This is a genomic window from Chitinophaga dinghuensis (genome assembly GCF_003259435.1).
Taxonomy (GTDB): Bacteria; Bacteroidota; Bacteroidia; order Chitinophagales; family Chitinophagaceae; genus Chitinophaga; species Chitinophaga dinghuensis.
Map to the genome: position 1 here is coordinate 587,882 of NZ_QLMA01000003.1, position 18,863 is coordinate 606,744.

Annotated in this window: 16 protein-coding genes; 7 read left to right on the forward strand and 9 right to left on the reverse strand. The window is 44.7% G+C overall.

The genetic code is table 11. From position 1 onward, the window contains the following. Positions 1–85: 85 nt before the first annotated feature. A complete protein-coding gene (gene pyk, locus CLV59_RS11510; protein ID WP_111592175.1) occupies positions 86–1,573 on the reverse strand; it encodes a pyruvate kinase in 1,488 nt (495 codons plus the stop codon). A 12-nt stretch (positions 1,574–1,585) separates the two neighbouring features. After that, on the reverse strand, positions 1,586–2,566 hold the full coding sequence (gene pfkA / locus CLV59_RS11515; RefSeq protein ID WP_111592176.1) for a 6-phosphofructokinase: 981 nt from the start codon (positions 2,564–2,566) through the stop codon (positions 1,586–1,588). 137 nt (positions 2,567–2,703) lie between these two features. On the opposite strand from pfkA, the gene CLV59_RS11520 reads away from it, so the two are divergent. Both CLV59_RS11520 and CLV59_RS11525 read left to right on the forward strand, forming a co-directional pair. After that, a complete protein-coding gene (locus CLV59_RS11520) occupies positions 2,704–4,830 on the forward strand; it encodes a prolyl oligopeptidase family serine peptidase (RefSeq protein ID WP_245950854.1) in 2,127 nt (708 codons plus the stop codon). Positions 4,831–4,939: 109 nt separating this feature from the next. After that, positions 4,940–5,839, forward strand: a complete 900-nt coding sequence (locus CLV59_RS11525) for an SDR family oxidoreductase (protein ID WP_111592177.1) — start codon at positions 4,940–4,942, stop codon at positions 5,837–5,839. A gap of 14 nt (positions 5,840–5,853) precedes the next feature. Here the strand turns inward: CLV59_RS11525 and CLV59_RS11530 are convergent, their stop codons facing one another. From CLV59_RS11530 to CLV59_RS11540, 3 genes are all read right to left on the reverse strand, one after another. Then, positions 5,854–6,816 carry an HU domain-containing protein gene (locus CLV59_RS11530; RefSeq protein WP_111592178.1) on the reverse strand — a complete coding sequence of 321 codons (963 nt, stop codon included), beginning with the start codon at positions 6,814–6,816 and terminating at the stop codon, positions 5,854–5,856. Between the two features lie 265 nt (positions 6,817–7,081). Then, the gene (locus CLV59_RS11535) at positions 7,082–8,746 is read right to left on the reverse strand and encodes a TonB-dependent receptor (RefSeq protein WP_111592179.1); all 1,665 of its coding nucleotides are present in this window, start codon (positions 8,744–8,746) and stop codon (positions 7,082–7,084) included. Between the two features lie 45 nt (positions 8,747–8,791). Continuing rightward, on the reverse strand, positions 8,792–11,866 hold the full coding sequence (locus CLV59_RS11540) for a tetratricopeptide repeat protein (protein ID WP_111592180.1): 3,075 nt from the start codon (positions 11,864–11,866) through the stop codon (positions 8,792–8,794). A gap of 276 nt (positions 11,867–12,142) precedes the next feature. Between CLV59_RS11540 and CLV59_RS11545 the strand changes: the two genes are divergently transcribed. The 4 genes from CLV59_RS11545 to CLV59_RS11560 all read left to right on the forward strand — a co-directional run bounded on the left by CLV59_RS11545 (position 12,143) and on the right by CLV59_RS11560 (position 15,644). Further along, entirely contained in the window at positions 12,143–12,547 is a 405-nt protein-coding gene (locus CLV59_RS11545) for a DoxX family protein (RefSeq protein ID WP_111592181.1), read from the forward strand. Positions 12,548–12,565: 18 nt separating this feature from the next. Beyond that, entirely contained in the window at positions 12,566–12,976 is a 411-nt protein-coding gene (locus CLV59_RS11550; protein WP_111592182.1) for an acyl-CoA thioesterase, read from the forward strand. Between the two features lie 12 nt (positions 12,977–12,988). Beyond that, a complete protein-coding gene (locus CLV59_RS11555; RefSeq protein ID WP_245950855.1) occupies positions 12,989–14,257 on the forward strand; it encodes a CinA family nicotinamide mononucleotide deamidase-related protein in 1,269 nt (422 codons plus the stop codon). Between the two features lie 61 nt (positions 14,258–14,318). After that, positions 14,319–15,644 carry a dihydrolipoamide acetyltransferase family protein gene (locus CLV59_RS11560; RefSeq protein WP_111592183.1) on the forward strand — a complete coding sequence of 442 codons (1,326 nt, stop codon included), beginning with the start codon at positions 14,319–14,321 and terminating at the stop codon, positions 15,642–15,644. Between the two features lie 181 nt (positions 15,645–15,825). Here the strand turns inward: CLV59_RS11560 and CLV59_RS11565 are convergent, their stop codons facing one another. Next, the gene (locus CLV59_RS11565; RefSeq protein ID WP_111592184.1) at positions 15,826–16,155 is read right to left on the reverse strand and encodes an RNA recognition motif domain-containing protein; all 330 of its coding nucleotides are present in this window, start codon (positions 16,153–16,155) and stop codon (positions 15,826–15,828) included. A gap of 251 nt (positions 16,156–16,406) precedes the next feature. On the opposite strand from CLV59_RS11565, the gene CLV59_RS11570 reads away from it, so the two are divergent. Next, positions 16,407–17,117: an HAD family hydrolase gene (locus tag CLV59_RS11570; protein ID WP_111592185.1), complete on the forward strand. Its 711-nt coding sequence runs from the start codon at positions 16,407–16,409 to the stop codon at positions 17,115–17,117. On the opposite strand, the gene CLV59_RS11575 is transcribed toward CLV59_RS11570, so the two are convergent. From CLV59_RS11575 to CLV59_RS11585, 3 genes are all read right to left on the reverse strand, one after another. Further along, complete coding sequence (locus CLV59_RS11575; protein ID WP_111592186.1) at positions 17,118–17,750, reverse strand: DUF4230 domain-containing protein; 633 nt, start codon at positions 17,748–17,750, stop codon at positions 17,118–17,120. Positions 17,751–17,827: 77 nt separating this feature from the next. Beyond that, positions 17,828–18,331, reverse strand: coding sequence for a cupin domain-containing protein (locus tag CLV59_RS11580; protein ID WP_111592187.1), 504 nt, complete (start codon positions 18,329–18,331; stop codon positions 17,828–17,830). Between the two features lie 44 nt (positions 18,332–18,375). Continuing rightward, positions 18,376–18,828: a GNAT family N-acetyltransferase gene (locus CLV59_RS11585; RefSeq protein ID WP_111592188.1), complete on the reverse strand. Its 453-nt coding sequence runs from the start codon at positions 18,826–18,828 to the stop codon at positions 18,376–18,378. Positions 18,829–18,863 lie beyond the last annotated feature (35 nt).

Here is an 18,863-nt window from a genome sequence, read left to right on the forward strand (position 1 = left end):
AATACATCTGATTCATAAAAAGCCCCCGCTGGAATTTCCAACGGGGGCTTTTCTTATCTTAAATCCTGTTTACCAGGAATTATTACTATTCTACTCTGGTAATTTTCAATGTGTTGGTAGCCAGATGCAGTTTCACTGGGGTACTACCGGTATTTACCACTACATCGCCTGGTTTGATGAAACCTCTTTCTTTCAGGATATTGATCTGATCGAATACGATATCATCCAGGCTTTCTTCTTCTTCATAGAAGAAGGCGCGTACGCCCCAGCTCAGGCTCAGCTGATTTACCAGTGTTCTTTCTTTGGTAAATACATACAGCGGAGAGCGTGGACGGTAAGAGCTCAGCATGAAACCGGTGTAACCGCTTTGTGTCATACCAATCAGTGCATCCGCATCCAGGTCTTCTGCGATTTTACATGCATTGTAGCAAAGTGCATCACTGAGGAAGGTAGGAGAGTGACGGTGAGGAATCAGGTTACGATTGTAGATGATGGCCTCTTTTTCCACTTCCTGGATAATTTTGTTCATGGTCTGGATTACCAGTACCGGGAACTGGCCGGTAGCTGTTTCGCCGGAGAGCATTACTGCGTCTGCGCCTTCCAGTACGGCATTCGCAACGTCGGTGATTTCAGAACGGTTAGGACGGGTACGGTCCATCATGCTCTCCATCATCTGAGTAGCCACGATCACAGGTTTTGCGCGGTGGATACATTTGCGGATAATATCTTTCTGAATCATTGGGATTTGTTCCACTGGCAGTTCAACGCCGAGGTCACCGCGGGCGATCATCACGCCATCGCTTTCCCAGATAATTTCTTTCAGGTTTTGAATCGCTTCAGGTTTCTCAATTTTAGAGATCACCTTCATTTTAGAGTCACGTGCTTCCAGACGTTTGCGCAGATCGATCAGGTCTTTAACGCTTCTTACGAAGGAAAGCGCTACCCAATCACATTGATGGTCGATGATGAATTCGAGGTCAATGATATCTTTTTCAGTCAGTGCTGGCAGGGAAACTTTGGTATCAGGCAGGTTAAATCCTTTTTTGGAGGACAGTACGCCCGGGAGGGTTACTTCTGCTTTGATTTCGCCTGCAGCTGTGATTTCTCTAACAACTGTTTCAATTTTACCATCGTCCAGCAAAATTTTCTGGCCGGGTCTAAGATCTTTATACAGGTCAGGGTAGGAAACATAAATTTTTTCCATGTTACCCACTACTTTCTCATTGATGAAAGTAAGGATATCGCCGGCTTTCAGTGGGAGTGCATTATTCTCGATTTCGCCCACACGCAGTTTAGGACCTTGTAAATCGGCCAGGATGGCTACGTTGTAAGGTTCCGTTTTATTGATCTGACGGATGTATTCAATGATGCGCAGTTTGTCTTCATGCGAGCCATGGGAGAAGTTTAAACGGAAAACATTCACACCTGCTCTAACTAGTTCCAACAACTTGTCATAGGTATCACTAGCTGGACCAACGGTAGCCACAATCTTAGTTTTGTGGGAAGAATGTTCTCTACCGGCAGCATTGTCCATCTGCTTGTGATAGTATTTGGAAAGGTCCTTTGTACTCATAAGTCTTATTTTTTAACTCGCAAGAATTTTAACAATCTTAAACCATTCGGGGTCAATTTCCTGTTTTGCTTTCACCGCTTTATCGAGCGGAGTATACTGAATTTTGTCGTTCACTACACCCACCATGACGTTGTGAATACCTTCGCGGAGCGCTTCTACAGCGGCATATCCTAATCTGCTTGCCAGGATACGGTCCTGACAGGTAGGAGATCCGCCACGTTGAATATGACCAAGGATGGTCACTTTGGTATCCAGTTGCGGACAGGCTTCTTTAATTCTGCGGGCTACTTCGTTGGCGCCTCCGGTTTCATCACCTTCTGCCACCACAATAAGGTTAACGAGCTTTTTACGACGTTCGTTGGCCTGCAGTTCTTCAATAATTTCGTTTACTTCTGTTTTGCGTTCTGGCATTAACACATGCTCTGCACCTGTAGAGATGCCGCTGTGTAATGCAATGTAACCGGCATCCCGGCCCATAACTTCAATGACAAATAGTCGGTCGTGTGCATCAGCAGTATCCCTGATTTTGTCGATCGCATCCACCGCAGTATTGACAGCTGTGTCAAAACCTATGGTGAAATCGGTGCCCGCAATGTCCTTGTCAATAGTACCAGGCAAGCCTATACAAGGAATATCAAATTCCTGGCTGAATTTCTGCGCACCATTAAATGAACCGTCTCCACCTATTACGACCAGTCCATCAATGTTGTGTCTCTTCAGATTCTCATAAGCCTTTTTTCGCCCTTCATATTCATAGAACTCTTTGCACCGGGCGGTCTTTAGGATGGTGCCTCCGCGCTGAATGATATTGGCCACTGATTTAGACTCCATCCTGAAAATGTCATTTGTTAACATTCCCCTGTAGCCGTACATCACGCCATACACATTCAGCTGATGATAAATGCCCGTTCTTACAACTGCACGAACTGCGGCGTTCATGCCAGGAGCATCTCCTCCTGAGGTAAGGACTGCAATGTTGTTCAACTTTTTCATATAAATTGCTAAAAAAATATCTTAAGGGCGCACAAAAATAACATTTTGGAATTGTTTTCTAACTGTTATCTCATGAAATAACCTAAATTTTTAATTTTCATCAAACAAAGTAGCATCTTTTTTTAAAAATTATAGGCATGTTTAAAAAATCTAATAAGACCTTGCTGATTATGAGTATGACTTTTATGACGGGACAGGCCATGGCACAGCATCACAGCGAAATCAAATATCCGGAGACAAAGAAAATCGATGTAACGGATGATTACCACGGGACCAAAATTGCTGACCCGTACCGCTGGTTGGAAGACGATAATTCCCCGGAAACTAAAGCTTGGGTAGACGCCCAAAACAAGGTTACACAAGATTATCTCTCCAAAATTTCCTTCAGAAATGATGTGAAAATAAGATTAGAGGAACTCCTCAACTATCCCAAGACATCTGCTCCATTCAAGAAAGGGAAATATTATTATTTCTACAAAAATGATGGACTCCAGAATCAGTCAGTACTCTATCGTTGCACGACTCCCGGCGGACCTGCAGAAGTTTTCATTGACCCCAACAAGCTGTCTGCCGCCGGTACCACCGCTCTCGGCGCCCTCTCTTTTTCCAAAGATGGCAAGTACGCAGCCTACCTGATTGCTAAAGCAGGGTCCGATTGGCAAGAGGGCTATGTAATGGATGTAGCCACCAAACAACTCCTCTCCGATAAACTGGACTGGATTAAATTCAGCGGTATTTCATGGAAAGGAGATGGTTTCTATTACAGTCGCTATGATAAACCGGATGAAGCCAATAAATTATCCCGGAAGAATGAATTCCATAAAGTATACTTCCATAAAGTAGGGGATACACAGGAAAAAGATCAACTGATTTTCCAGGATAAAGAACATCCGCTCAGAAATGCCGGTCTCTCCGTAACTGAGGATGAACGCTTTCTTGTGCTGAGCCTCTCTGAAGGTACTTCCGGCGAAGAAATCCGGGTATGGGATCTGAAGAACCCCGCTCAGAAAGATTTCTCCGTCCTCATCCCTGGTTTTAAATTCGAACCGGCAGTGATTGAAAATAACGGCGATAAATTATTGGTTCGTACCAATCATAATGCGCCTAATTACAAAATTGTAGAAATCGATCCGAAACATCCGGAAGAGAGCAACTGGAAAACAATCGTGGCAGAAACGCCGGAAGCCCTGCAAAGCGTAGGCACTGGCGGCGGTAAGTTATTCCTGAGTTATCTAAAGGACGCGTCTTCCTATATTGTTCAATATGACCTCGACGGCAAGAACAAGAGACCAGTAAAGTTACCTGGCATCGGTTCGGCTGGCGGATTTGGCGCAGAAAAGAATGAAAAGGCATTTTATTATACCTACTCTTCCTATGTAACGCCGGCAACAGTATATAAATATGATATCGCTACGGGCAAGTCTACACTGTTTAACAAAGCAGAAGTAAAATTCAACCCAGATGAATATGAAACCAAACAGGTTTTCTTTACCAGTAAAGATGGTACAAAAGTGCCTATGTTCCTTTCCGGTAAGAAAGGCTTCAAACTGGATGGCAATAATCCGGTATTGATTTATGGATATGGTGGATTTAATATACCGCAGACGCCATCATTCAGTGTTTCCAATCTTTATTTCATGGAACAGGGAGGCCTATACGCTGTTGTATGTTTACGCGGCGGAAGCGAGTACGGAGAAGCATGGCATAAAGCAGGTATGATGGAGAAAAAACAAAATGTATTTGACGACTTCATCGGTGCTGCGGAATACCTGATCAAAGAAAAATATACAAATCCTTCCAGAATAGCTATCCGTGGCGGTTCTAATGGTGGTCTGCTGATTGGCGCTTGTATGACACAACGTCCTGAGCTATTTAAAGTAGCACTTCCGGCAGTAGGCGTAATGGATATGCTCCGCTTCCAGAAATTTACCATCGGTTGGGCTTGGGCTACGGAATACGGTAGCAGCGATAACGCTGAACAGTTCAAGTATCTGATCAAATATTCTCCGCTGCATAACCTGAAACCAGGCGTATCTTATCCGGCTACAATGGTTTTAACTGCCGATCATGATGATCGCGTGGTGCCTGCTCACTCTTTCAAATTTGCAGCTACACTGCAGGCAGATAACGCCGGCCCAAATCCAGTATTGATCCGTATCGATACGCAGGCTGGACACGGCGCTGGTAAGCCCACTTCTAAAGTAATTGATGAAGCGGCAGATATCTGGTCATTCACCATGTATAACCTGGGAATGAGAAAGTAATATCCTCTTCTCTCATAGAATGAAAAACGACTGCTAATGGCAGTCGTTTTTCATTTAGCGAATAGCGGAAAAATTTAGTATCTTTAGAGATAGTGTATGATTAAGGCTTATGAACGTACTAATAACAGGCAGTAACGGCTTATTGGGTCAGCATCTGATCCCTCTTTTTCTACAGGACAAACAATTTAATGTAATAGCTACCGGAAGAGGTCCCAACCGTATTCCTGAGCGCGACAATTACATTTATGAGGCAGCTAATCTTCGTACTCCCGGAGCAGCAGCGAATCTCATTGATAAGTATAAACCGGAAATCATCATTCATTGTGCCGCGATGACACAAGTGGATGAATGTGAAAAAAATAAGGATGCCTGCTGGGATATGAACGTAGGCGTTACACGGTACCTGGTACAGGCAGCCGAAAAAGTGAATGCGTATTTCCTATTTATATCTACAGATTTTGTATTCGATGGGCTTAAAGGGCCTTATACGGAAGAAGATCTTGTAAACCCCATCAATTATTATGGTACTAGTAAGGTAGCTGCTGAAAGGATCGTCCATAACAGCAAACTTACCTGGGCCATCGCCAGAACAGTGTTGGTATATGGCGTTGCAACCGATGCACAACGCAGTAACATGATTACCTGGGTGAAAAATAATCTGCAACAACAGAAAAAAATCAAAGTAGTAGACGACCAGTTCCGTACGCCTACTCTTTGCCAGGATCTGGCCATTGGTTGTAAGCTCATTGTAGATAAGAAAGCGACCGGCATATTCAATATTTCTGGTAATGAAACGCTGTCGCCTTATGATATGGCTATTAAAACGGCGGACTATTTCAACCTGGATACCAATTTTATTGAAAAAATCAGCTCCAAGAGTCTTTCCCAGCCTGCTGCCCGTCCTGCCAAAACAGGTCTGGTAACTGAAAAGGCGGAAAAAGAACTCGGCTACAATCCCCATACCTTCGCTGAAGGGTTGGAAATTGTAGCCGGTGAACTTAACAGATAGTCGTATCCGTTATATTATGGCTTCTCCAGGAACGCCTGGGTACCAAAGTCTTTTCTTACTTTCTTAATGGCTTCCGCAGTATCGGCATCATTGATTTGTACTGCCAGTCTGTATTTACCATCTTTAAAATACATCATTACCTCTCTGCCCCAGTTTTTCTGACGCTGCTGCTTTTTAGCGGCATCTGCACTGTCTTTCGTGGTAAAATAAACTGCTACATAATGCAGTGTATCCGTTGCCGTTGGTGCAACAATAGGCGCAGCAGCGGCTGTACTGTCTACCGGAGCAGCGTGTACAGTGGTGTCTGCGGGAGGAGTGGCGATAGAATCCGGTTTTGCAACAGGTAATACCGGCGTATCTTTTATTACCTCGGGTTGAACCGGTTTGGACTGATAAGTAATATACCACCAAGCAGCAACGCCTGCCAGAATAACTACAACAGGAATTACGGCCCACCACCATTTAAAACCGCCTTCTTCTTCAATCGCTTCCAATGTGTTTTCCACCTGTTCAGTCATGATAGGTTCTATCGGTTCGGCAGGAGGAGGAGGGGCTACCGGAGTCTCTTCCGGTTGCTGCTCACGAATTGGATGCAGGTCGAGAGATGCTTGTGAAACAGGTAGTTTAATAGCAAAAAAGTGGATATTTCCTGCGAAATCTCCCTGTAAAGTGCCAATTCCAGGCAATTCCATGGGTTTGCCGGTACGAAGCTCCTCTTTCATTTCTTCCAGGTACTTTTCCAGTTTGCGCTGGGCAACGGAAGGGACGAGGTTTTCTTTAAGGGCAATCCATTCCAGACAGGAACCATCATCTTGATAGGTCTGACTGAATAATACCTGATCCCATGGTGGTGTCAGGGTTTGTGTGTTAACATTATATTGGGCAGGAAAATGCTGTAAGGTAAAGGTGCCTAACTGGGGAATCACGCAAACACGCTGTCTGAAGAGGACTTCCTGGATATATTGCTGTAAAATCATAGTGATTCGTACTTATTACTATTGGGCGAAACAGGGCTGACTTAAAGTCATTATATAATATTGATACCTGTGGTAGCTGCCGCCCGAGAGCGGAACCTGGAAAAGTTGACATCGAAGATGCCAACTTTTCCAGGTGATATTACAAATTATTTATTGTCTGCGACGTATAAATCGACATCTTCGATTTTGTTGGTCACTAAACGAAGCGCAGTAACGCTTCGTTCCTTAATCAGCCCACACAATCTCTTAATTACCAATATGTAATTTAGAACTTAAATAGCAACCCACCAACTATATTAAAGCCATAGGATGGATAAAGGTAGTAGCGCTGGTACTGCGTATTAAAGATATTATTTGCATTTAACCAGAGACCAAAATTCTTGGTGATATCAAATGATGCACCCAAATTCATGTCCCATGCGCCTTTGGTTTTACCGAAATCCACTTTGTTTGGATTCATGTAATAAGCGCCGCTCAGCGCATACAGTTCTGCGTTGAGGTGCAGCTTTTTCATGAGAAGGTAGGAAGCAGAGAGGTTCCCCTGGAATGCTGGCAATGCCCAAGGTTTAATCTGGGATTCCTGCTTGTTGTAGTTAAACCAGTCAAAAGCTACTCTCACTTGTAATTTCTCTTCCTGGATATAGCCCACTTCTGCATGCAGTTGGAACGCGCGCATTTCCGCTTCGTTCAAAGTAATGAAACGGCTGGCATTCAGCGTATCATTAACAAATAGTGGCAGATTATACCAGGTTACGCTGGCGAACTTGGTGTTATAGTTGAAATGACTACCCAAGGTACCTTTGATCCCTGTATATTTTTCTTCTACGCGGGTATTCTGCATACCGTCCAGCGATCCCAGGAAGAAAGGATTGCGGTTGGTAAGTGTGCGGTAGTTGTTTTTTTCGATGTAAGAGATCCATCCACTGCTGAGGATCAGCTTTTTGCGAATCAGGTGCGTTTCGTTCACGATGTCTGGCAACAGGTAAAATTTGCTGACGCCGGGCGTATTGCTCCAGGTTGGATTTACGCCGGCATGGAGTACAAACCCTGGATACACCACATCTACAGCCGGATGAACAGCCACTATACTGTTGTTGATGGCTTTCAGATTATCTTCTCTGTAGGTGGAGAGGTCAAATACGCCTTCTGCCTGCAAGTAGATATTTTCAAAAATCTGTTTGCGAATAGGCACATTCAGCTGGAATGCACTTTCATTTCGCTTATAGTTATCGCTGAAGTAGATAAACTTCACTTTCGGCTGGAAGCTGAATGCCCAGTCATTCCCAGGCAGATTCTTACCGGAGGCAGTGGCAGTGATCTGGTTGAAATGCTGCGCTATGCTGCTTTTCTCAACGGGGCCGCTGTTGTGATCATAGCCATAATAGTGTACGGTATTACGATCGTAGGCGAGACTGCCATTCAGTTGGAATTTATTGATTAAATAAGTCCCGGCAGCAAGTGTATTCAGTGTACTGTAGTCCTGATTTTCTATTTTCCCTTTGGAGGAGGTATAGTTTACAAACAGGCCATAGTTATAATTTTCATGTCTGCCGCTACCAAATCCGGCCTGTACATATGGCGTACTCAGGTTACCATATCCCAGTTTTACGAAATTGTTTTGGAGCAGATCCAGTGAATCTTTACCGAGTGCCAGTGGTTTCAGCGGAGCGGCCTGATATCCGAAACTGAGGTTCAGGGAAGGTACTTCGTACTTCAGAGAAGGACGGGCAGTATCCACACCTGGCAATGATGCTGTCAGATTCAGTTTGGCGGCATCGCGCAAACGGGGCTGGTAAGTGGAAATAATATCGATAGTTTCCTGTTTCAGGGAGTCTTTCGCTTGTGCCGTCGCTTGTTGTACGGCTGCTGCTGAGAGTCCCATCGCAGCTAATAAGAAAAATCCTTTGTGATATATGTTCTGAATGTTCATGCTGTCATTTGCTTAAAATCCGTTGCCGGATGCTGATACGAAATATTATTTCTTTTTCTTGCCGGCAGCTTTTTCGTCTGCTTCCGCTTTCGCCAGTTTATCCTTTGCTTCCTGTTTCAGCTCTGGAATGCTACTATTGGCGGCAATACTCTGATAAGTCGCTTTTGCATTGAAATAATCCTGTTGTTTGGAGTAAACATCGCCCAGCAGGATATATGCTTTCGCAACCCAGTATTCGTATGAAGCGGTATTTTTGATGACATCGAATCCGGCTTTCTCTGCAGCATCCAGTTCATTTTGCTGGAAGTAAGCATCGGCAATATCATAACGGGCTTCTGCTCCGATTTCAGATTTAGTAAGACCCGTTACCGTCTTGAACTCAGTAATTGCTGCTGCATATTGGCCCTGTTGTTTAAGCCCTTTTGCGTGATAGAAGTGACCGAGAATCTGGTCGTCGGTGCTGTTGTTGCTACCGGCCAGCAGCATCTCTGAGTAGTTGGTCACATCGTCCCAGCGCTTCAGCATGTAGTTGCTACGCAGCAGGCCGCGAGTGGCAGCCATGCTGTTTTCTTTGCTGGTGGCCAGGTCTTGCAGTTGCAGATAGTAATTTCTTGCTTTCTCGTAGTTTTTAACCTGATAATAGTTAATGTTGGCAGCCTGGAGGGCAGAGCGTTCTGCGTACAAGCTGGTATTACGGGACAATACAAACTCATACGCTGGCAGGGCCGTCGTATAGTCTTTATTGTTATAGCTACATTCTGCTTTATAGAAGTTAGCCGGCAGGATAAACTGACCGTCAGGGTATTTACGGATGTAGTTATTGAATGCCACAATCGCGCCTGCACAATCATTATTAGTAAAGCGACTTTCAGCGGCGGCATATGCCAGGGAATCTTCAGCCGATGCGCTTACTGTTTTTCCATTAGCTTTCAGGAAGGCCAGATAGTCATCCGTCTTCCCCTGACCAACATAAATAGAACGAATGCTTTGCAGGGCTTCATTGCTTTCCGGAGAGCCCGGGAATTTTTCCACCACCTGACGATAATAACTCAGCGCTTTGGTTTCATTATCCTTGTTGTAATAGCAAAGACCCAGTTTCAGCAATGCTCTCGGAGTATTTGCGCCATTAGGTTGCTTTTGCAATACATTTTCCAGGTAAGGAATGGCTTCATTGAATTTTTCGGCAGACAGATAAGTATTGGCGATCTCCATATCTGTTTCATTGCCAAAATTACTATTTGGGAATTTGTTGCCCAGTTGCTTCAACAGTGCCAGCTTTTCTGTTTGTTTACCCTGTAATCCCAAGATGATACTTTTCTGATAAGTGGCATAATCAGCGCCCGGATCATTGTTGTTGATAGCTTTATCATATAACGACAGCGCTTTAGGGAACTGACGCATCATGTAGTAGCAGTCCGCACTACGGAGCAGTGCATCGTTACTGATACGCTGCGCATTCGGGCCGCTGGCTTTCTGAGCGGATTCAAACCAAGGCAGCGCTTCACTGAAACGATCTTGTTTGAGGAGACTGTAACCCAGGTTGTAGCTGGCGGTTTGAGCGTTTGCTTCACCAGAGAGTACTGCCGTATTGCTCAGGTAAGTATTCAGATTGGTGATCGCTGATTCTGTTTTATTCTGGCGCAATGCAATTTCTCCTTTCCAGAAGTAAGCCAGTTGTTTGATCTGCTGATCGTAAGGATTTTTGATAGCAATATCCAGGAGGCGATCCGCTTCCGCCAGCTGGCCATCATTGATGAGCTGCGTAGCGCGGCCATAAGCCACTTTCTGGTATGCTTTCAGAACAGTCTGGTTTTTATCAGGAATCATTTCGATGGTAGCCAGACCTTCCTTATAGTTATTGGAGTTCATAAAGAGATTCACCATGATTTCACGGGCCTCTTTATTGTAAGTTGAATTTGGATAAGTTTTTACAAACTGTGTCAATTCACTGAGTGCAGCATCTGGATATCCCAGTTCATAGGAAAGTTTACCGTAGTTGAAGCGGGAGATTTCCTGTTGTTGCGCATTAGAACTATTATTGGCACAGAAGGCGAAAGCGTTTCTGGCATTCGTTTTCTGACCGGTACGAAGGTAGCAATCGCCCAACAGATACATTGAGTTCTGTCCCAGGGAATCTTTTGCGCTGCTCAGTTGTTTGAATCCGCTGATAGCTTTCTGGAGATTGCCAGTTTGGTAATAGGAATAAGACAACTGATAAATATCTTCATTTCTTACGTCGTCGGAGTTGTCCTGGAATTCCTGGAGATAGGGCAACGCTTTTTTATAGTCCTTTTTCTCGAAGTAAGCTTTACCGAGCAGTTGTTTCAGTTCAGCCTCATAGTATTGGCCACCTTTTTTGATTAATGGTTCGCCATATGCAATCAGTTGATCCGTTTTGCCCTGGAAGTAATAAATTTCAGCGACATAGTAAGGTACTACGTTGCTGTATTTAGGGTCATTTGCCACGCGTTGGAAGCTGTTCAGGGCCTCGTTGTACTGGCGGTTGTTGTATGCAATGAATCCATAGTAGTAATTGGCAGGGAGATAATATTTTCCCTGTATTTCTTTGATGGAAGCAAACAACGGTTGGGCCTTTTTAAAGTCCTTTACATTGAAATAGCAATACGCCAGTTCAAATTTGGCATCGGCAATTTCATCATTGGAGAGATTGTCGATACTGGCCTTTTCATAGTATGGAATGGCCTCTTTGAGTTTGTTGGCGTGGAAATAGTATTTCGCCAGCTGGTAGCTGATCAGCTGTTCGCGGGCATTGTTGTTGAAGTTTTTAAGGTAATCCAGCGCGAGTTGCTCTGCATTGGCTTGTTGCAGTTTCAGTGCGCAGGAGGTGTAATAGTAGTACGCATCTGATTTGACAAGATCGCGATTGGTTTCATGCCAGTAATCGATATTGTCGATAGTCTGCTTGAAGAGCTGCATGGACACTGCATATTTCCCGTGTTGGAAATATTGCTGCGCATCTTTGAACGCTTTCTCCGGATCTGTATATATGCGGGTTTGCTGGGCCTGTGCTGCGGGGATGCCTGCTACACTGGCGCCTGCAAAGGCGATTAGGGATAAGTACAGATGTCCGGGAACAAAAATTTTTCTTATGACCTGCATGTTTGCTTGTTATCTTGAATATGCGATTAAAACGAATACCCAGCGGAAATATTTTTCAGCCGGGCGATTATTGCTGTTACATGATCCTCTATTCCGCAATTCCTCATTGGGCTGCAGGAAAATGTAGCCATGACAGAACGGTTAGGAGCAAATATATAAGTTATATCCATTCTTTTTTGAACGTGTTCTTAACAATGTGGATAACTCCGTATAGCCGACATAGGCCATTACGTTATCTTGTGAGAAAGATTTTTATTAGCAAAAACCTTACCTACTATGCGAAAACTTTTTTCTGCCGGCTTTACGAATGGTGCTGTTCATTTCTCGATGCTTGTGCTACGACTGGTTTTTGGGGGATTGATATTGTTACACGGATGGCCAAAATTGATTCATTTTGAGGCCAAAAAGAATTCGTTTCCTGATCCCTTGCATGTAGGACATACCCTTTCGCTGGGTATTACCATTTTTGCGGAAGTGGCCTGTGCCATCTTCCTGATACTGGGATTACTGACCCGGCTCGCCAGCGTACCGCTTATTATATGCATGGCAGTCATTATTTTTGTGATTCATGCAAATGAGCCAATTGATAAAATAGAACTACCGATTATGTACCTGGCCGCCTTTTGTACCATCCTCTTCGTAGGACCTGGTAAGGTTTCCATAGATAATCTGATTGCCTGATATTAAAAAGAATGGACCATGTTTATTAGTACAACCACCATACGCGTGAGATATGGCGAAACAGACCAGATGGGATATCTCTATTACGGAAATTATGGCCTTTACTACGAAGTAGGAAGGGCAGAAGCCATCCGGGAACTGGGCTTTACTTACAGAGAGCTGGAGGAACAAGGGGTGATGATGCCGGTGGCAGAATTAAATGTAAAATATTTCCGGCCGGCTTTTTATGATAATCTCATCACGGTCAAGACTATACTGAAAGAACTGCCGAAAAGTTCCAAGATCCAGTTTCACAGTGAATTGTACAATGAAAAAGGGGAATTACTCAATGTAGGCGTCACTACGTTGGTATTTATAGATGTGAAGACCAGACAAAAATCCGGCCTCCCACAGGTGCTGAAAGAACGCCTGGAACCATTTTTCAATTAAAAATAACGTAAAGTGGATAAAATAACTGTCAGCATCATTACCATCGGGGATGAGCTGCTCATCGGTCAAACCATTGATACCAATTCTGCCTGGATGGCGCAACAGCTCAATGGCATGGGTATCTGGGTACATCGTCGTGTAGCCATTGGCGATGTAAGGGAAGATATCCTTTCCACACTGGCAGAAGAAGCTGCCTTGTCGGATGTGGTGCTCATGACAGGCGGCCTCGGCCCCACTGCTGATGATATCACAAAGCCTACCCTCTGTGAATATTTCCAGACCCGACTGGTGCAAGACCGCGAAACCCTGCAACGGGTACTCTATATGTTCGAAAGCAGAGGATTACCTATCCTCCAGCGAAATGTAGATCAGTCGCTGGTACCGGAAGCCGCCACGGTTATTCCCAATGAACGCGGTACCGCTCCTGGCATGTGGTTCGAAAAGGATGGAAAGATCTACGTTTCCATGCCTGGCGTACCGCATGAAATGAAAGGAATCATGGAAAATTATGTGCTCCCACGCCTGGAAATGCATTTCAGCACCCCGGCTGTAGTACACCATACATTGATTACCTCCGGAATGGGAGAGTCTTTCGTAGCAGAAAGACTGGTTGACTTCGAAGCGAAATTACCTCCACATATCAAGCTGGCTTATCTTCCCAGCTACAGTTTGCTGAAACTGCGCCTGACGGCTCACGGAAAGGATAAACTCAGTACAGCTACTGAACTGTCTATGTACTTCACGGAATTAAAGGAGCGACTGGCAGATATTGTGGTCATAGACCAGGATATTTCCATGGGAGAGGTGCTGGGGCGTATCCTATTGGCAAGAAATAGAACCGTAGGAACGGCGGAAAGCTGTACCGGAGGTCTTATTGGTAGCTGGATTACGGCTATTTCCGGGAGTAGTTCCTATTACAAAGGCGGCGCTATTACCTACTCCAATGAAATGAAAATGAAGATGCTGGGGGTAAAAAAGGAAACCCTAGCCGCTCATGGGGCAGTCAGTGAGGAAACTGTCCGTGAAATGCTGGCCGGCGCACTAGATCTGCTGGAAGTGGATTATGCCATGGCTATTTCCGGAATTATGGGCCCTACTGGCGGCAGTGAGGAGAAACCTGTTGGAACTGTCTGGATAGCAGTGGGTTCGCAGGAAAAAACGGTAACTATCAAGTATACTTTACGGTACGATCGGGAAAGAAATACCCAGATGGCGGCCGTATATGCAATGAACGAATTGAGGAAGCTTATTTTAGAGCTGGAGCCGGAAGGCCTGAATTGATCTAATTCCCTTATTTTTGTTGCGCACTAAATTAAGCTCAAATCAAGCTAAAATCAATCTTATGGCTATTGTAGAACTGGTAATGCCGAAAATGGGGGAGAGCATCATGGAAGCTACCATCCTGCGTTGGCATAAAAAGCCGGGAGATCACGTAAAAGTGGATGAAACCGTGCTGGAAATTGCTACCGACAAGGTGGACAGCGAAGTTCCTTCTGTTGCAGAAGGCGAAATTGCTGAGATCCTGTTTTCTGAGAACGATGTAGTTCCAGTTGGAACTGTAATCGCCCGCATTAATACCAATGCCGAAGCCGGCGCTAATACGGCTCCTGCTGCCCCTGTAACTACTGAACCGAAATTTACGGCTGCACCTGTTCCCGTGGCAGCTGCACCCGCCGAAGCCACTCCTGCGCCAGCCGCTGGTGGTACCCGTTTCTATTCCCCGTTGGTGCTTACCATTGCCCAACAAGAAGGTGTTAGCTTCGCCGAAATGGAGAAAATCCCAGGTAGCGGTACCGAAGGAAGAGTAACCAAAAAGGATATCCTGCAATATGTGGCCGACCGTAAGGAAGGTAAAGTAACTGCGGAAGTAGTTACTCCAGCTGCTCCGGCGCCAGCCGCCGCTGCTGCACAACGCCCGGCTGCAACGCCTGCGACTGTGGTTTCTCCTACCTATAGCGGTAATGTGGAAATCATTGAAATGGATCGTATGCGTAAACTGATTGCCAATCACATGGTGATGAGCAAGCAGGTAAGCCCGCACGTGACCAGCTTCGCAGAGGCAGATGTAACCAATATGGTGAAATGGCGCGATCGCATGAAAGGTGAGTTCGAAAAGAGAGAAGGGGAGAAGTTAACCTTCACACCACTCTTCATCGAGGCTATCGTGAAATGTATCAAACGTTTCCCACTGATCAACTGCTCCCTCGATGGCGATAAGATCATTATCAAGAAAGATATCAACGTGGGTATGGCGACTGCATTACCTAGCGGTAACCTGATCGTTCCGGTTATTAAATATGCAGACCAGCTGAACCTGGTAGGTATTACCAAACAGGTGAATAGCCTGGCCAACGCCGCACGTAACAATAAATTGAAACCAGAAGATACCCAGAGCGGTACCTTTACATTGACCAACGTAGGTACTTTCGGTAGCCTGATGGGTACTCCTATCATTAACCAGCCACAGGTAGCTATCCTGGCGGTAGGCGCCATCAAGAAGCGTCCGGTAGTAATTGAGACCGAACAGGGCGACAGTATTGCGATCAGACATATGATGTACCTGTCCATGTCTTACGATCACCGTATTGTTGACGGCTCTCTCGGCGCTACCTTCCTGACTGCTGTAGCACAGGAACTGGAAAACTTCGATCCGAAAAGAGGTATTTAATATATCAGGTAGATGCAGGTTGCGCATCCAGCGCGAACGCATGTATCAACATAAAAAAAACTCGTCATTGTAAATGACGAGTTTTTTTTATGTTGATAATCAATGATTTATTGCATAAGAAAGGGAAGCCAATTTGGCCTCCCTTTAATTTTTTTAACAGCTTTACCGAGAAAAAAATGACTTAGTAGCGTCCACCGCGATCGCCGCGAGGACCACCATATCCTCCGCCACCACGATTGTTTCCACCACCTCTGAAATTATTGTTCGGTTGTTTTGGTCTTGCTTCGTTTACCGTGATTTGTTTGCCGTCAATCTCACTGCCATTCAAACTTTCCATAGCCTTAGCTCCTTCTTCCTGATTAGGCATTTCCACGAAACCGAAACCGCGTGAGCGACCAGTTTCATGGTCCTTGATGATCTTAGCGGAGGTAACCTCTCCAAATTCGCTGAAAATCTGATGAAGATCTTCATCGTTCAACCTGTAATGAAGGTTGGCTACGTAAATGTTCATGTTAACTGAATTAAAAAAATGAAAAATAATATACTGAAGATATGAAAATTAAGCTAATAAAAAAGGTAGGATAAGAAAATATTCATCTTTTTTATGTTTTTTTATACATGCTAATCCCTTAAATCCCCTCCCAGCTTCGCTTTATATGCAATAAAAAAATTATTTTCAAAACCCCTTTACCATGAATTTTAGGATATTTTTGCCAGTTTTTATTCGTAATTTAATAGTAGAATCCATTAAATTATTTTTTTATGGGAGCCTTGAGCGATACCTGGTTTGCAGACGGCTACATAGACTTTGAGCTGAAAAAATATACGCTGCTCGCATATCTCCAGGACATCAACCGTTACTTCAACGAACATAAACTTTATCCGCAGTTGGCGGATATCATCTTCCACTATAATAACCTGGTGGCATTTCGTGATAACAAACAGTTTCTTCAGCAAAGTTTTCCAAAGAAACTCTCTGCTATCAACCTGGAAAAGCTACAGCTGCTCTATGAACAAATCATAGCTGATGATGAGTTAATGCAGGAAATGGAAGAAATCATTGAGTATGCCATGAAAGAAATGAATGGCACCATTAAAGATGGAACAGAACTCTATGAATTTGTGGAAGGGCGCTTAAATATATCCCCGGTTGGCCTGGTACCACTGGAAACCGGTGAGGGATACATGCTGCTTATCGATGGCCGGTACAGGGAAACACTTGTATACAACTATCGACTGACCATCTTCGAAAGGCATGATGAGAAATTCCGAGGAATCCATATGCATTACATGGACTCCTACAATAAAGATCTGATGCACACCTGCGAATATATCAAAGGACAGCTGATCCGGCAGTACCAGCAGCTACCCAATCCCGCAGTGTACTGCGTGGAAACAAAGTTAGTACTGCCGATTAATGAAACATTATTGCCGGTGGCGAAAAGAAGCCTGGTGAAGTTTATTGCCGCCTGATTATGGCAGTTTAGGATTATTGACAACATGTACAGTATCCCCTTCAAAACGTACCTCCAGAGTATGATCCTTCAGGAAAGGGGCATAATATTCCCGCATAATAGCGATAATCTTGTTTTTGGAACGCTGTATATAAACAGGACTGCTTTCCAGTTGCGCCCGGGAAGTCTGGTATAGTTTCTTCTGAACCCCAGTATAAGTTTCATCATCCTGGGAGAGGAGCCACCCTTTACGGTTGGCGGTTTCCATTTTGTCTACCTTTAATTCGTAACTGAGTAGTTTGGGAGACGGAAGCTCCACTATGATATGTTTCTGCGCAATGCTAACCTTAAAATTATTCTCGGTGATATCCACGCCATATTTTGCTTCATATGGAATCGTTACCCAGACCGTATTTTCAAGGAATGTTTTTTTAAGATTATCCGTCCAGTCGCTGGAACCTTCCTCCAGGTTGCTCCGTTTGATACTGGCACTGCCCTGCACATCCAGACTGGAGAGTTCTGCTATCTCCTTTACAATAGTGCTGTTGGAGATAATCTGCTGACTGATGTTCTTATTGCCAAAAAAGCGGCCCAGCCAGAACATCAGCATGGCAACTACCACAAATACAACTATGTAAATAATCTTCTTCATAACTGAAAGATAAAGAAAGATACCATGTAATCCATGCCAGTACCAGGTTGGTACGGCTCTAAACAAAGACTATGCGCTTATCGCGTAAGTTCGCCAATCAGGGCGGTATGCTGCGGATATGCTGCCTGAAGAGCAGATCTGTCGGCCAGCTCAAAATCCGCGAAATCAAAACCCGGAGCTACCGTACAACCAGTTAAGGAAAAACCACCCGGAACTTCTGTACGGGAAGCAAACCAGTTACCCGCAGTAATGATTACCTGCAGACTTTCCCCTTTATCAATATCCCTTCCCAGTTTATGGGTGATTAGGTTTCCTCCCGGCTCCACTTCATAAATGGTGAGGGTAGTACCATCATAGAAATGCCAGATTTCATCGGCAGCGATGCGATGAAATGCGGAGAACTCTCCATATTCCAGCAGGAAATAGATACAAGTGGAGGCATTGCGGTTGCCAGACATACCCGCAGGAAGGGTGCTCATGTCCAGCATCCATTCAGAACGGTATGTTTCCCGAAAGGCGCCGCCTTCTACATGTGACTGCAATTGCAGCTTTTCCCGCCACCAGTTAGCAGAATATTGCATAGGTTCTAAGATTGAGACCGGGAAGGTATGTAAAAAGGCTGTCTTTAAGAGGATTTTTTCGTATATGGATTAGCGTAACTGAGGTTCATCAGTTTGCTCGTGTCTTCCAGCGGTCCAAATCCAAATTGCTTATATAAGCCATGTGCATCAGAAGTCATTAGCATCCAACGGCGTAAGCCCTGGAGGGAAGGATAATCCATAATGGTGCGCATGAGAAACTTCGAGAGGCCCTTGCCGCGCCATTCCGGCAGTACAAATACATCTGCCAGGTAGGCAAATGATGCCTGGTCTGTGATAAGTCGCGCAAAACCAATCTGGTCAGTGCCATGGTATAGCCCGAAGCAAAGCGATCCGGCAATACATTTTTCCACGAGTTCCTTCGGAATATCCTGTGCCCAGTAAGACGCTGTGCTGAGGAATTGATGAATCAGGTCAACATTCAGTTTATCAGTATCCGTGGAGATACTATATGGGCCTTCGTAAAATGTGGTAGTCATAGTGAAGTGGCTTTTACGAAGGCCCAATTTACGTT